Origin of the sequence: Neoroseomonas lacus, from assembly GCF_014644535.1 — a bacterium.
In the GTDB taxonomy this organism is placed as follows: Bacteria; Pseudomonadota; Alphaproteobacteria; order Acetobacterales; family Acetobacteraceae; genus Neoroseomonas; species Neoroseomonas lacus.
In genome coordinates this window covers 14,100-27,721 of the sequence record NZ_BMKW01000025.1, presented here as the reverse complement: position 1 = coordinate 27,721, position 13,622 = coordinate 14,100, and the positions used below count along the sequence as shown (strand labels likewise).

Below are 13,622 nucleotides of genomic sequence, written 5' to 3'. Positions count from 1 at the left end.
GGCGTCGGTGGATGCCGGTGATCATCGCAACGCGCTCAATGGGCTTCGACATAGGCGTGCGCCTAGGTTTCAACCTAGGCCCTCCGGGCTATGCCGCATGTCCGGTCGAATTGGGGGCCGCTCCAGGTGGGAGCCTCTTTTTTTGCGCCTCTGTCCGCACGAAGGGCATGCGCATCGTGCCGCCCTTGTCGGCCGGACTTCGGGCCGAATTTTCCCGCCAGGATGCCGAGAGCGGTTCGCTCTGAGAGGTACGGTCACCCCGCGTCAGGGCTCCAGGTCGCGCGAGAAGGTCGTCAGGTACTTCATGCCGCTGTCGCACATGATGGTGACGATCACGGCATTCGGCCCGAGCCGCTCGGCAAGCCGCAACGCCGCCGTGACGTTCGCACCGGTCGAGGTGCCGCAGAACAGGCCTTCCTCTGCTGCGAGCCGGAATGCCATCGCCTTCGCCTCGGCTGTCGAGACGCGCTCGGTCTCGTCGGCAATGCCGTCGTGCCAGAGTGGCACGACGTAGCCAGCGCCGATGCCGTCGATCTTGTGCGCGCCGCTCGGGCCGCCGGACAGCACGGCCGATTCCGCCGGTTCGACCGCAACCATCCGGATCCGTCCGTCGTGCTGCCGCAGACGCTCCGAGATGCCGCGCAACGCCGCGGCGGTGCCGACGCTCTGCACGAAGCCATCGATGCGCCCGCCAGTCTGCTGCCAGATCTCGTCGGCAAGCGTCCAGTACGCCCGAAGCTGGTCGGTGTTCTCCATCTGCGCCGTGATGTAGGCGCCCGTCTCGGCGGCGATGCGATGCGCCTCGCGGATCATGTCCCGCGTCAGCTTCTCGGTCTGCTTGCCGTTCTCGCTCGGGACGATCATCAGCTTCGCGCCGAGCAGCCGCATGTGGTCGAGTTTCTCCTTCGAAAAGGCATCCGAGGAGACGAGGTGCAGCGGGTGGTTCTTCACCGCGCAGACCAGCGCCAGTGAAACGCCGGTGCTGCCGCCGGTGTATTCGACGACGCTGCCGCCGGGCTTGAGCCGACCATCCTCCTCTGGCGCTTCGATCATCGCGAGGGCCATGCGGTCCTTCATGCTGCCGGTCGGGTTCCGGCTCTCCAGCTTGACGAGGATGCGCGCGCCGTTCGGCGGAACCACGTTGCGCAGCGGCAGGAGCGGCGTGTCGCCGATCGTGTCGAGGATGGTCATGGCACTGTTCATTCCCTGCTTCCTGGATTGTGGGCGGTTACATGCCGCTGACGAGCAGCGCGGCGGCGACGGTGAGCGTGGCGCCAGCGCCGAGGAGGAAGGCCAGCGTGCGGATGACGGGAATGCCCGCCGTATAGACCGCGTAGTGCACGAGCCGCGCTCCGACATAGAGCTTGGCGGCGAAGGCAGTCGCCGGGGTGCTCGCGTCGCAAATCGCCGCGATGAGGACGAATGGTACGAAGACGGCCAGGTCCTCGATGGCGTTCGCATGTGCGCGGCGCGCCCGTTCAGCCCATGCCGGGTCGGGCGGATGGGACGGGTCTGGATTGGACAGCGCCGCCACGACGCCGCGCGTCAGGATGCGGGCGACCGTGTAGGGCACCCACATCAGCGCAGTCGCTAGGCATATCCATGCCAGGCACTGCAATTCGATCGTGAAGCCGATCACGGCGGACTCCCTTCGATTGGACCGACACCGCCACGCTCCGGCGACCTCCGATGGGGCGTGACGCTAGACCTGGCGCCGCCCGAAGCGTATTGGCGCAAATGACAATTTTGGAGTCATTTACGCCATGCGGGTGACGGTCCTGGCGTTGGAGGGCGCCTTCGACACCGGCCTTGCGGTGTTCCTCGACACGCTCGGCACCGCGAACGAGCTGGCGGCCCTGCAGGGGGTCAAATCTCCGCCCTTTGACGTCAGGCTCGTGGGCGTGCGGCCGCAGGTGCGGACGGCGATGGGGATGAGCGTCGCCATTGAAGCTGCGGACACGCCGCCAAGGCCGGACTGGGTCGTGGTGCCGGCCCTCAACGCCAAGCAGCCCGAACGGCTGGTCGAGGCGCTTGGGCGCGACGACGTCCGCGAGGCGGTCGGGCGGGTACGCGCATGGCATGACGCCGGCCTGGGCATTGCCGCGGCCTGCATCGGGACCTTTCTTCTGGCCGAGGCGGGGATCCTCGATGGGCGCGAGGCGACGACAACCTGGTCGCTCGCGCCGCTGTTCCGCCGGCGCTATCCGAAGGTCAGGCTGGACGACACGCGGATGATCATCGCCTCGGGCCGGGTCGTGACTGCCGGCGCGGCCATGGGGCACCTCGATCTCGCGCTGTGGCTGGTGCGGCAGGCGAGCCCGGAAATGGCTGCGCTCGTTGCCCGGATGCTGCTCATCGACAGCCGGCCATCGCAGGCGAAGTATATCATCCCGGATTTCCTGGCCCATGCCGACCCGATGGTCGAACGCTTCGAGCGCTGGGCGCGTGTGAACCTCGCCAGGGGCTTTTCGCTTCAGGCGGCAGCGAACGCCCTGGCCGTCAGCCCGCGGACGTTGCAGCGGCGCGTGGAGGCCGTGCTTGGACGGTCACCGCTCGCCTTCTTTCAGGACATGCGTGTGGAACGCGCGCAGCACCTGATTTCCCTGGGGTACGACCTGGAGCAGATCGCCGAGGAGATCGGCTACGCGGAGTCCGCCACGCTCCGAACCCTGTTGCGGCGGCGGCTTGGGCGGGGTGTCCGGCAACTGCGTGCAGAGTTGCGCGGATGATCCCTCGTGGTGAGCCACTGACCGCTGGAATCTTCCTCATCTGACCCTCAGACGCACGGTGCAAACCTCTGGTTTGCCTGGCTTTCGCCGGACTGCCGGCGGGCCGCATCGGCAGCCTCGGCACGAGTCAGAGCCTTGTGCCGCTGGTGCTATGCCGGACGACGTCGCGACCCGCCCAGTCTGAACTGACCACCGCCTCTGCCCGCGCCCATCAGATTGGCAGCGGTCCATCCGACTTCACCTCCTCCATCACGGCATAGGTCCGCGTCTCCCGTACACCGGGCAGGCTCAGCAGGACGCCGCCGAGGAAGGCGCGATAGGCCGCCATGTCGCGCACCCGCGTCTTCAGCAGGTAGTCGAAGCCGCCGGCGACCATGTGGCATTCCAGCACTTCCGGCGCGCGGCGCACGGCAACGGCGAAATGGTCGAAGACATCGGGCGTGGTCTTGTCGAGCAGCACCTCGACGAAGACGAGCAGGCCGAAGCCGAGGCGATGCGGATCGAGCCGCGCGCCGAAGCCCATCACCAGCCCGTCCTTCACTAGCCGCCGCGTCCGTTCGCTCGCCGCGGTCGGGGAGAGGCCGATGCGGTCGGCCAGCTCAAGGTTGGTGATGCGCCCCTCGCGCTGGAGGATGCCCAGGATCATCCGGTCTGTTCGGTCAAGCTCCTGCATGATTCCCTACATATCAAAACAGCAATAGTGAAAGTTACAGCCGGCGGCGCAAACGCGCGATACCTATCCGGCTGCAACGCCCCTAGCCTCCTGCACCTGAGTTCAACCGGATCAGGAAGCGACGATGCCCGCCACCTCTCCCGTGCCGCACCCGGCGCCGTTCAGCGCCTTCGTGCGCGAGGCGGGCCCGCAGCTCCCCCTGCGTGCCGCCATCACTGCGGCCACACGGCGGGCGGAGGAAACGTGCCTGCCACCGCTGATCGCCGCTGCCACGCTGGCCCCCGACCAAGACGCCGCCGCGGCCGCCCTCGCGCGCCGCCTGGTCACCGCGCTGCGCGGCAAGCGCCGCGCCGGGATCGTGGAGACGCTGGTGCAGGAATTCTCGCTCTCCTCCGCCGAGGGCGTGGCACTGATGTGCCTCGCCGAAGCCCTGCTCCGCATCCCGGACGATGCGACGCGCGACGCGCTCATTCGAGACAAGGTCGGCCCTGGGGATTGGCGCTCGCACCTCGGCCATGGCCGCTCGCTTTTCGTCAACGCCGCGACCTGGGGCTTGATGCTGACCGGGCGGCTCGCTTCGGCGGGGGATGAACCGGGGCTCGGCGCTGCGCTCGGCCGTCTGCTCGCGCGCGCCGGGGAGCCTGTGGTGCGCCGTGGGATGGATGTCGCGATGCGCATGATGGGGGAGCAGTTCGTCACCGGTCAGACAATCCATGAGGCACTCGTCCGGGCACGCACGCTCGAGGCGCGCGGCTTCCGGTACTCCTACGACATGCTGGGCGAGGCGGCGGCGACCGCGCACGATGCTGAGCGCTACCTGCACGCTTACGAGGATGCGATCGAAGCGATCGGGCGCGCGTCGGCCGGGCGCGGGATCATCGAAGGGCCGGGCATCAGCATTAAGCTCTCCGCGCTGCATCCGCGCTTCGTTCGGGCGCAGCGGGGCCGCGTGATGACGGAGCTGCTGCCGCGCGTGCTCCATCTCGCAACCCTCGCCCGGCAGCATGACATCGGCCTGAACATCGACGCCGAGGAAGCTGACCGCCTCGACCTTTCCCTGGATATCCTCGAGGCGCTCTGCGAGTCGCCGGCGCTGCAGGGCTGGAACGGGATCGGCTTCGTCGTTCAGGCCTACGGCAAACGCGCGCCCTTCGTGCTGGACTGGATCATCGATCTCGCGCGCCGCACTGGTCGCCGGATCATGCTGCGCCTGGTCAAGGGCGCCTACTGGGACAGCGAGGTCAAGCGCGCGCAGGTGGACGGCCAGGCCGATTTCCCAGTCTTCACGCGGAAGGTCCATACGGACGTGTCCTACCTCGCCTGCGCACGCATGCTGTTGGAAGCGCCAGAGGCGGTCTTCCCGCAGTTCGCAACGCACAACGCGCGTACGTTGGCCGCCATCCACGCCATGGCCGGGCCGGACTTCCACCCCAGCCGCTACGAGTTCCAATGCCTGCACGGCATGGGGGAACCGCTCTACGAGGAGGTGGTCGGCCCCGAGGCACTGGGCCGGCCCTGCCGCATCTACGCACCGGTGGGCACGCATGAGACGCTGCTCGCCTATCTTGTGCGGCGGCTGCTGGAGAACGGCGCGAATTCTTCCTTCGTGCATCGCATCGGCGACGCCGCCATTCCGGTGGAGGCATTGGCTGCCGATCCGGTCGCCGAGGCACGTACCATCACGCCCCTCGGCGCGCCGCATCCGCGCATCGCCCTGCCGCTCGATTTGTTCGGTACGGCACGGCGCAACTCCTCGGGTCTCGACCTCGTAGACGAGGTGACGCTGGCGCGGCTGGCCGCATTGCTCGCGATGCCGGCGGCGGAGCCGCTGCAGGCCGCGCCGCCGGTGTCGGAAGCCGCCACTCCGGCGCGCGAGGTGCGGAACCCGGCTGACCATCGCGACGTGGTCGGGCACGTCGCCGAGGCAACGGAGGAGACCGTGGATGCGGCCCTCGCCTGCGCCGAGGCCGCTGCACCGGCCTGGGCGGCGACGCCAACCGAAGCGCGTGCCGCACTGTTGGAAAAGGCTGCAGATCTCCTGGAGACGCGCATGCCCGCCCTGCTCGGTCCAATCGTGCGGGAGGCCGGTAAATCCTTGGCCAATGCGGTCGGCGAGGTGCGCGAGGCGGTGGACTTCCTGCGCTACTACGCCGCCGGGGCGCGCGGTCTTGGCACAGCGGGACATCTCCCGCTTGGCGCCGTCGCCTGCATTTCACCTTGGAACTTCCCGCTCGCGATCTTCACCGGCCAGGTGGCCGCGGCACTGGCGGCGGGCAATGTGGTGCTCGCAAAGCCGGCGGAGGAGACGCCGCTCATTGCGTCCCTGGCGGTCGGCATCCTTCACGAGGCCGGGCTCCCGCAAGCCGCGCTGCAACTGCTGCCTGGCGACGGGAGGGTCGGCGCACGACTGGTTGCCGATGCGCGGGTGCACGGCGTGATGTTCACCGGCTCGACCGAGGTGGCCCGCTTGATCGCGCGAAGTCTTGCGGCACGCCTCAATCCGGACGGTGCGCCGGTGCCGCTGATCGCCGAGACCGGCGGACAGAACGCGCTGGTGGTTGATTCCTCGGCTCTACCCGAGCAGGTAGTAGCGGATGTGCTCGTCTCCGCCTTCGACAGCGCGGGGCAGCGCTGCTCAGCGCTACGCCTTCTCTGTCTGCAGGAGGACATCGCCGATCGTGTGCTGACGATGCTGCGTGGAGCGATGGCGGAACTCATCGTGGGCAATCCGGACCGCCTGGCCACCGATGTCGGGCCGGTCATCAGTGCCGAGGCGCGCGAGAGCATCCTGCGCCATGTCGAGACGATGCGCGCGCGAGGCCGGCGCGTCCATGCGCTGCCGTTACCCGAGGCATGTGCGCTTGGCACCTTCGTCGCCCCGACCCTGATCGAGATCACCGAGGTCGCCGAGCTGACCCGCGAGGTCTTCGGCCCGGTGCTGCACGTCATACGCTTCCGCCGCGAGGAGCTGGATGGGCTGCTGAGCGCGGTCAACGCGACCGGCTATGGACTGACCTTCGGCGTCCATTCGCGCCTTGACGCGACCATCGCGCGAGTGACGGCACGCTCCACGGCGGGCAATGTCTATGTCAACCGCAACCTGATCGGCGCGGTGGTCGGCGTGCAGCCCTTCGGCGGGCATGGGCTGTCGGGCACGGGGCCGAAGGCGGGCGGGCCGCTCTATCTGCGTCGCCTGCTCGTCGCCTGCCAGGCGGCGCCGCTGCTGCCCGAGGTACCGCTGCCGGCCGAAGCCGGCGCCTTCCTCGACTGGCTCCGCGAACGGCATCCGCCACAAGCGGCGCAGGCGGCGCGCCAAGCGGCGGCCTCGCGCACTGGCCTCGACATCGCGCTATCCGGCCCGGTGGGCGAGGCGAACCGCTACGCGTTGCGTCCGCGCGGCGCCGTGCTCTGCCGCGCCGTGACGCGCCACGGGTTGCTGCTGCAACTCGCCGCTTGCCTTGCCACCGGCAATCGGGCGCTCGTCACGGCCTCCACCACTTCCGTCGCCGCGCTGGCCGAACTGCCGCCCACCCTGGCCACCCGGATCACGTTGACTGCCGACGCGCTGCCGGACGCTGCAGACGCAGTGCTGTTCGAGGGCCTGGCCGAGGAGCTTCTTGCCCTGCAACGCGCCGTCGCGGCGATGGAAGGGCCGCTGAGGGCGGTGCTGGCGCTGACACCGGAGCGCATCGCCGCGGGCGCGCTTTATCCGCCCGACATGTTGCTGGCCGAACGCAGTACCAGCACCAATACGGCGGCCGCGGGCGGCAATGCCTCGCTGATGAGCCTCTGATACCCATGGCACGAGGCTGTGACGCGTGCCGCGGCCGCGAAGTAGCCCAGCGGCGCGCATCGTCATCGCGGGGTGTGCGTCACGCGCCTCGCGTCACTGCATTCGCCATGTCGATGTGGGAGCACACCCAAAGCACCTCAGCGTCCTTCGTATCGCCATTGACCAGGGCATGGCCCATCGCGCTTGCGAAGTAGCAGCTATCGCCGGGCTGGAGCAGCACGGGCTCGTAGTGCTCGGTGTGGAGCATGACTTTTCCCGAGAGTATGTAAATGAACTCCTCGCCATCGTGCCGTGTGAGTTGCGGGAATTCCAGAATGTCGTTGGCATGCACGGTGGCATGTATCGGGACGAAGCGCCGGTTCGTCAGATCGGTGCAAAGCATCTCATAGTCGTAGTGCGGGGTCGCAAGCCTCAACCCGGTGCCGGCCCGCGTGATGCTGCGGCGGCCCGCCGGGGCCGTGTCCCGGTCGCTGAACAGATCGCCGACGTCGACGCCAAGCCCGGTGGCCAGGCGAACGATGTTCTCGTAGGTCGGCGACATCTGGCCGTTCTCGACCTTTGAGATGGATGAGATCGCGAGGTCGCAGGCCTTGGCGAGTTGCTGCAGGGTCAAGCGCCGCTTCAGGCGCATCCGTCGGATGCGCTCTCCGAACGCGGCATTCGGGCTGACCGGCTCCACCGCTGCTGCGCGGCTGGCAGCGGCAGCCATGCTCGCCGCCGTCGGCTTGTTTACTCGTGGGGGCATAATTTTCCTATTGGAAAAAAACTTCACGCTGCTACGCTTAGCACATGATGACCTTCAGTGCAGGCGGAATTCTGCCGACGCCCATGCACGTTGCCGTTTTGCGCTGCGCGCAGCGGTGCGCCGCGTGGAATGGTGCCAGCCGATACGCCCTGGCCGGCAATTGGAGCTGAGGCCCGGGATGGCACACGCGCGATCATCGACAGCCCACACCACAGACATCGTCATCGGTGCCGGCGTCGTCGGCTTGGCCTGCGCGTTCTGGCTCGCCAATGATGGGCGCCAGGTCACGGTGGTCGATCGGGATCCGGCCGGAGACAAGTCTTCCTTTGGCAATGCCGGCGCGGTGGCGGTCCCGGAAGTCGTTCCCGCATCGCAGCCGAGGCTTGTCTGGCGTATCCCCGGCTGGTTGCTCGATCCGCTGGGGCCGCTTGCTCTCCGACCGTCACATTTGCCGGGGATGATACCGTGGCTCCTGCGCTTCCTGCGCGCCGGCCGGACGGAAGAGGTCGCGCGGATTGCCGCCCTGCTTTCGGCCCTGAATCGCCGCGCCCAGGATGACATGTTGGCCCTGCTGACGTCGCTCGATCTGCAGGGCGATCTTCATCGGAAGGGCGCCCTGGCCGTATACGAGACAGATGTCGGCTTCGAGCGCGATGCGGACGAATGGGCCCTTCGCCAACGCCACGGCATTCGTTGTGAGGTGATCGACGGCGACGCGGCGCGCGAGCTGGAACCCTCGCTTGGTGCGCTTGTCCGCCGGGCCGTGATCATGCCGCAATGGTCGCACGTGTCGGATCCGAAGCGTGTCGTCGACAGGCTCCGCGAATTCCTCTTGCAACGCGGCGTGGCGTTCGTGGCCTCAGAGGCATTGGCCATTGAGGCCGGTGAGCAGCCGGCCGTGCGGCTGGCCGACGGCACGAGGCTTGCGGGGGCTTCGATGGTCGTGGCCGCGGGTGCTTGGTCCGGCTGGCTGGCGGCGTCGCTGCACGATCGCGTCCTGCTGGAATCCGAGCGCGGCTACAACATGACCTTCGCGGCGCCCGGGATCGACGTGCATCGGCCGCTCGTCTTTGCCGAGCGGAAGTTCGTCGCCACGCCTCTCGCGATTGGCCTGCGGATTGGCGGCGCGGCGGAGTTCGCCGGGCTCGCCGCCCCAGCGAATTATGAGCGCGCGCACTCGCTCGTCCAATCCGCTCGTCGCTACCTTCCGGGCCTGCCCGCCGAGGGTGGGATGCCGTGGATGGGCCAGCGACCGTCGACACCGGACAGCCTGCCGGTGATCGGTCGTTCGCCGCGGCATAAGCGGGTGTTCTACGCCTTCGGCCACGGCCATCTCGGGCTGACGCAATCCTCCACGACGGGTCGGCTGCTGGCGGAGCTCGTGGCCGACCGCGATCCCCCGCTCGATCTCTCACCCTTCTCGATCGAACGCTTCGGATGATGGAGAACCGGATGTTGCATGACGACAGGCGCGCCGTCCCGGCAAGGGAGGTGTCCGCCCCTGCCCGGGGCGAAGCGCCGATCGTCTGGGATCGCGCCACGACGGCCGCTGCAATCGGCTTTGGACCTCTCGTCGACGCGCTCCGGACTGCCGTGGTCGAATACCAGGCAGGCTTGATCCATAGTCCGGAACGCCTGAGCGTGCCCCTTGCGGAGGGTGGTGTCGCGCTGTCCATGCCGGCCAGCGCGGCCGACATCGCGATCCACAAGCTCGTCAACGTCCAGCCCGCCAATGCACGTCACGGCCGACCCACGCTGCATGGGATCGTCACCCTGATCGACACTGCCACGGGCGAGATCCTCTGCGGCCTGGACGGGCCGGAGGTAACCGGTCGTCGGACCGCCGGGATCTCACTGCTCGCCATGGCGACGTTCCTTCCCACCGCGCCGGAGGAGATCGTGCTGATCGGCACAGGTGCGCAGGCGGCCCACCACGTCGCCGGCATTCACGCCCTGTACCCGGGGTGCCGCGTGCTCGTGCGCGGAATCGATCCCGGCCAGGTGGAGGCGTTCTGCCAGCGTCATGGTGTGTGCCATCCCAGCCTCGCGCCGTGCCCGGACATCATTCCGGAGAGCGCGCAGGTCGTGATCACGCTGACCACGAGCAAGGAGGTCGTCTATGACCTGCCCGCCTCGCCCGGGCGCCTCGTGATTGGCGTCGGGGCCTTCCGGCCGGACATGGCTGAGATCGGCTCCACCACGCTGCACGGCAGCCGACTGTTCGCAGACGATCCTGCCGGCGCACGGCATGAGGCAGGCGATCTCCTGCGCGCTGGCGTCGACTGGCAGACTGTCCTGCCACTCGCAGCCGCCATCTCTAAGCCACCAAGCGGCCACCCGGTGGTCGTCAAGAGCGTCGGCACCGCAGCCTGGGACCTGGCGGCTGCGCGCGTTGCCCGGTCGTCCCTGCAACAGGCTGCGCGACGGCCGAATGGTCCCGTGTTTCCTCCAGGCCAGCCCGCAACCCCGAAGAATGGAGTAGCCGCGCATGACTTCCGTGCCTGACAACCTGACCAGCGGCCTTGCGCGCCGACGCTCGCTGCTCGCATCGGGTGCCCTTGCCACGGGATCGGCCTTCCTAATGCCGAAGGCGACCCGGGCGCAGACCGGCTTCCCGTCGAGGCCTCTGCGGCTTGTTCACGCCTTTGCCCCGGGCTCGGGCACGGACAACACCGGACGGGCCATCGCGGATCGCCTTTCGGCTCTGCTCGGCCAGCCCGTCGTGGTGGAGAACCGACCAGGCGCCAACATGATCATCGGTACCGAATACGCGGCGCGGCAGCCGGCGGACGGCCATACCTTGATCATGGTGACGCTCGACAATCTCGGCATCAATCCGAATGTCTATCGCAACCCCGGCTATGCCGTCGGTGACTTCGATCCTCTGACGCTGATCGGCTTCCTGCCGCTCGTCCTGATCGGGCCGGCCGGGTCGCGCTTCTCATCCTTCGAGCACATGCGCCGCGAACTCAGCACCGCGCGCGAGTCGGCCTTCTTCGGCACCTGGGGCGTGGGCAGCGTCGCACACATGTATGGCGAGCTGCTGCGCATGGAGACGGGGGTCAACCTCCAATTCGTGCCATTCGCGGGCGCGGCACCAGCGACGACCGCACTGCTCGGCGGGCAGATCGACTTTACCCTTTCCAGCGCCTTCACCTCGGCCAGCCAGATCCGGCAAGGCAGCGTGAAGGCCTTCGCGATCGGTGGCGACGCCCGCCATCCGGAGCTGCCCGATGTCCCTACCTTTGCGGAGCTTGGCTTCCCGAAGGTGAGCGCGGTGCAATGGCACGGCATCGCCGTCCGCGCAGGCGGCAACCGGGCGATCATCGACCGGCTCTACGCGGCGCTTCACCAGATGCTGGACGAGCCCGAGACGCGCACGCGGCTGCTCCGCTCCGGCTATTCGGGGATCGACGGACGGACTCCGGACGCCTTCGCGGGCTTCATTGCCGAGGAGACGCGGACCTGGGCCGACGTTGTCCGGGCATCCGGCGTGACGGCGACGCGCTGAGCCGCGGTGACGCCGCTCCTCGTGCGCCTCCCATGCGGAGGCGGTCCGGGGAAACGCCGGCGGCCGTCGCCGGGGTCAGCCGGCCGCCCAACAGGCTGCGGCGACGCGCTGCCAGTTGCCGCCGAGGATCCCGCCGATGTCGGCCACGGCGTAGCCGGCACGATCGAGCAGGGCGGCAAGGTCATGTACCCGCTCGGGCTCGAAGAACAGCGATTGCGCCATCGGCCCGCCGTCCGGTGCCGGCCAGATCTCGGGCCTCTCCCTCACCATCCGCCAGAACAGCGGCGCGTCCGTGACGTAGTCCAGCCCGAGCCCGACATGGGCCGGGCCCACCAGCTGCGCGACGTGGTCGATCTGCCGATACATCGCGTCCGGCATGGCGCGCGGGTCGTCGAGATAGCTGCCGAGCCCGCTGACGCCAATTACGCCGCCGGTCGCCGCGCAGGCCGAGATCTGGTCGTCCGTCAGGTTCTTGTAAGACGGCGCAAGGCTCGCGACGTTGGCGTGAGAGATGATGAACGGCTTCGCGCAGGCGTCGATGGCCTCCATCACCGTCCGGTAGCTCGCATGTGCGCCGTCCACCATGATGCCGGCCCGCTCCATGCCGTGGATGAGCGCCCGGCCGTGCTGCGTCAGCCCCGTATCCGCGCCGCGCGTCGCGCTGCTGCCCGCCAGGTTGGCATCGTTCCACACCAGGCCGATGTGGCGGATGCCGAGCGCGTGGAAATGCCCGATCAGCTCGATGCTCCCCTCCAGCGGACCGATGCCCTGGAAGTTCAGCTCGATGCCCAACTTGCCGTCGCGCCGGGCGTGCAGCACATCGTCGGTGGTGCGGATCAGCACATAGCGTGCCGGTTCGGCGGCGATCCACTCCACCACGGCGGCGATGCCGGCTTCCGCCTCACGCCGGGCCTCGGTGCTCAGGTCGCCGCCGACCGTCAGCCCGACCACGCCGTAGCCTGCGGCGTGCAGCCGCGGCAATGTGACGCGGTCGCGGAATCTTCGGTTCCAGGACAGGGTCATGTCCCAAATCAGCATCGGATTCACGGCAGGATTCTTTACGTCCAGAGGCGCCGGCCCATCGGGCACGAGGCACGCAAGCGACGCGGGTGCCGCAGCGTCCCCGACGGGCCCGCGGCGTCGCGTCAGTCCGCGCGCAGATCCGCGTCGCGCACCAGCTCCGTCCACAGTGTGACCTGCCGCTCGGCAAACGCCTCGGTCTCTGCCAGCGTCATGGCCGGCGCAGGCTCGATGCCGATTTGGGCGAACCGTTCCTGCACCGCGGGCGTCGCCAGGGCCGCGCCGATCGCCGCGTGCAGGCGCCGCATGACCGGATCCGGTGTGCCGCGCGTCACCGCGAGCCCGGTCCAGACCACAAGATCGGCGAAGCGCGGGAAGCCGGCGGAGGCGAGGGTTGGCACGCCCGGGAGGCTCGGGATCGGGTTCGCCCCAGTGGTGCCGAGGGCGCGCAGCCGGCCGTCCCGCAGCAATCCCATGATCGAGGAAAGAGACGCGAACCCGAAGCTCACCTCTCCGCCAATGACGGCCGTGAGGCCCTCTGCCGGACCGCGATAGGGGATGTGTTCCATGCGCCCCGGCGCGCTTTGCGCCAGGAGTACGCCACACAGGTGCTGCGAGGTACCGTTGCCGGGTGAGAAGTATTGCAGCGACGGCTGACCTTGCGCCCGCGCCCTGGCGACAAGGTCCGCAACGGTCCGGAAGGGACTGTTGCCTGCGACGACGAGGGCGTTCGTCGAGAGATTCGTCTGGTAGACAAGTGGGACGTCGCGGACTGGATCGAAGTTCAGGTTGCGATAGAGCGCCCGGTTGATTGGCCCTGCGCTGGAAGACGTCAGGGCCATCGTGTGCCCGTCCGGGGCGCTCCGGGCGACATAGCCCATGCCGATTGTGCCGCCCGCGCCGGCACGGTTCTCGACCACGACGGGCTGGCCGAGCTCATTGCCGAGATGCGGCGCCAGCAGTCGCGCCAGGATGTCGGAGCTCGAGCCGGCCGTGTAGGGCACGACGATGCTGAGCGGCCGCGATGGGAAGCCGGGCTGCGCCATGGTGCGGCCAGCGAGCGATGCCCCTGCCGCGCCGAGCAGGATGCGACGTGAGAAGCCCGGGAATTGTTTCCGTCGATGCATGACGCTCTGACTCCTGCTCTCGGT

General features: G+C 68.5%; 12 protein-coding genes. 6 read left to right on the top strand and 6 right to left on the bottom strand.

The window, feature by feature from the left end; all coding sequences use genetic code 11:
- Positions 1-245, top strand: a 245-nt coding sequence (locus tag IEY36_RS30930) for a hypothetical protein (protein ID WP_229681674.1), incomplete at its 5' end; no start/stop codon positions are given.
- 19 nt (positions 246-264) lie between these two features.
- Here the strand turns inward: IEY36_RS30930 and IEY36_RS28920 are convergent.
- The gene (locus IEY36_RS28920; RefSeq protein WP_188973549.1) at positions 265-1,203 is read right to left on the bottom strand and encodes a PLP-dependent cysteine synthase family protein; all 939 of its coding nucleotides are present in this window, start codon (positions 1,201-1,203) and stop codon (positions 265-267) included.
- 25 nt (positions 1,204-1,228) lie between these two features.
- Positions 1,229-1,639 (bottom strand): MAPEG family protein, encoded by a 411-nt coding sequence (locus tag IEY36_RS28915; RefSeq protein ID WP_229681673.1) that lies wholly within the window; start codon positions 1,637-1,639, stop codon positions 1,229-1,231.
- A 124-nt stretch (positions 1,640-1,763) separates the two neighbouring features.
- On the opposite strand from IEY36_RS28915, the gene IEY36_RS28910 reads away from it, so the two are divergent.
- On the top strand, positions 1,764-2,729 hold the full coding sequence (locus IEY36_RS28910) for a GlxA family transcriptional regulator (RefSeq protein WP_188973547.1): 966 nt from the start codon (positions 1,764-1,766) through the stop codon (positions 2,727-2,729).
- 211 nt (positions 2,730-2,940) lie between these two features.
- Here IEY36_RS28910 and IEY36_RS28905 read toward each other — a convergent pair whose 3' ends face one another.
- Positions 2,941-3,402: an Lrp/AsnC ligand binding domain-containing protein gene (locus IEY36_RS28905; protein WP_188973545.1), complete on the bottom strand. Its 462-nt coding sequence runs from the start codon at positions 3,400-3,402 to the stop codon at positions 2,941-2,943.
- A 124-nt stretch (positions 3,403-3,526) separates the two neighbouring features.
- Between IEY36_RS28905 and putA the strand changes: the two genes are divergently transcribed.
- Positions 3,527-7,195, top strand: a complete 3,669-nt coding sequence (gene putA / locus IEY36_RS28900; RefSeq protein WP_188973543.1) for a trifunctional transcriptional regulator/proline dehydrogenase/L-glutamate gamma-semialdehyde dehydrogenase — start codon at positions 3,527-3,529, stop codon at positions 7,193-7,195.
- A gap of 79 nt (positions 7,196-7,274) precedes the next feature.
- Here the strand turns inward: putA and IEY36_RS28895 are convergent, their stop codons facing one another.
- The gene (locus IEY36_RS28895) at positions 7,275-7,904 is read right to left on the bottom strand and encodes a helix-turn-helix domain-containing protein (RefSeq protein WP_188973541.1); all 630 of its coding nucleotides are present in this window, start codon (positions 7,902-7,904) and stop codon (positions 7,275-7,277) included.
- On the opposite strand from IEY36_RS28895, the gene IEY36_RS28890 reads away from it, so the two are divergent.
- Genes IEY36_RS28890 through IEY36_RS28880 form a run of 3 tightly spaced genes read left to right on the top strand, consistent with a single transcriptional unit; the run spans position 7,903 to position 11,451 of the window.
- Positions 7,903-9,381 carry an NAD(P)/FAD-dependent oxidoreductase gene (locus tag IEY36_RS28890; protein WP_229681672.1) on the top strand — a complete coding sequence of 493 codons (1,479 nt, stop codon included), beginning with the start codon at positions 7,903-7,905 and terminating at the stop codon, positions 9,379-9,381. The genes IEY36_RS28895 and IEY36_RS28890 overlap by 2 nt on opposite strands.
- A gap of 11 nt (positions 9,382-9,392) precedes the next feature.
- Entirely contained in the window at positions 9,393-10,445 is a 1,053-nt protein-coding gene (gene lhpI / locus IEY36_RS28885; RefSeq protein ID WP_188973539.1) for a bifunctional Delta(1)-pyrroline-2-carboxylate/Delta(1)-piperideine-2-carboxylate reductase, read from the top strand.
- Positions 10,429-11,451 (top strand): Bug family tripartite tricarboxylate transporter substrate binding protein, encoded by a 1,023-nt coding sequence (locus tag IEY36_RS28880; RefSeq protein ID WP_188973537.1) that lies wholly within the window; start codon positions 10,429-10,431, stop codon positions 11,449-11,451. The genes lhpI and IEY36_RS28880 overlap by 17 nt, the downstream gene beginning before the upstream one ends.
- Positions 11,452-11,526: 75 nt before the next feature.
- On the opposite strand, the gene IEY36_RS28875 is transcribed toward IEY36_RS28880, so the two are convergent.
- A complete protein-coding gene (locus IEY36_RS28875) occupies positions 11,527-12,474 on the bottom strand; it encodes a dipeptidase (protein WP_188973535.1) in 948 nt (315 codons plus the stop codon).
- A gap of 122 nt (positions 12,475-12,596) precedes the next feature.
- A complete protein-coding gene (locus tag IEY36_RS28870; protein ID WP_188973533.1) occupies positions 12,597-13,517 on the bottom strand; it encodes a Bug family tripartite tricarboxylate transporter substrate binding protein in 921 nt (306 codons plus the stop codon).
- Positions 13,518-13,622 lie beyond the last annotated feature (105 nt).

Bases quoted from the DNA above. Each gene is read 5' to 3' on its own strand.
- putA (WP_188973543.1), top strand. From the start codon at position 3,527: ATGCCCGCCACCTCTCCCGTGCCGCACCCGGCGCCGTTCAGCGCCTTC.
- IEY36_RS28920 (WP_188973549.1), bottom strand. From the start codon at position 1,203: ATGAACAGTGCCATGACCATCCTCGACACGATCGGCGACACGCCGCTC.
- IEY36_RS28895 (WP_188973541.1), bottom strand. From the start codon at position 7,904: ATGGCTGCCGCTGCCAGCCGCGCAGCAGCGGTGGAGCCGGTCAGCCCG.
- IEY36_RS28880 (WP_188973537.1), top strand. From the start codon at position 10,429: ATGACTTCCGTGCCTGACAACCTGACCAGCGGCCTTGCGCGCCGACGC.
- IEY36_RS28910 (WP_188973547.1), top strand. From the start codon at position 1,764: ATGCGGGTGACGGTCCTGGCGTTGGAGGGCGCCTTCGACACCGGCCTT.
- IEY36_RS28870 (WP_188973533.1), bottom strand. From the start codon at position 13,517: ATGGCGCAGCCCGGCTTCCCATCGCGGCCGCTCAGCATCGTCGTGCCC.
- lhpI (WP_188973539.1), top strand. From the start codon at position 9,393: ATGTTGCATGACGACAGGCGCGCCGTCCCGGCAAGGGAGGTGTCCGCC.
- IEY36_RS28890 (WP_229681672.1), top strand. From the start codon at position 7,903: ATGCTCGCCGCCGTCGGCTTGTTTACTCGTGGGGGCATAATTTTCCTA.
- IEY36_RS28905 (WP_188973545.1), bottom strand. From the start codon at position 3,402: ATGCAGGAGCTTGACCGAACAGACCGGATGATCCTGGGCATCCTCCAG.
- IEY36_RS28875 (WP_188973535.1), bottom strand. From the start codon at position 12,474: ATGACCCTGTCCTGGAACCGAAGATTCCGCGACCGCGTCACATTGCCG.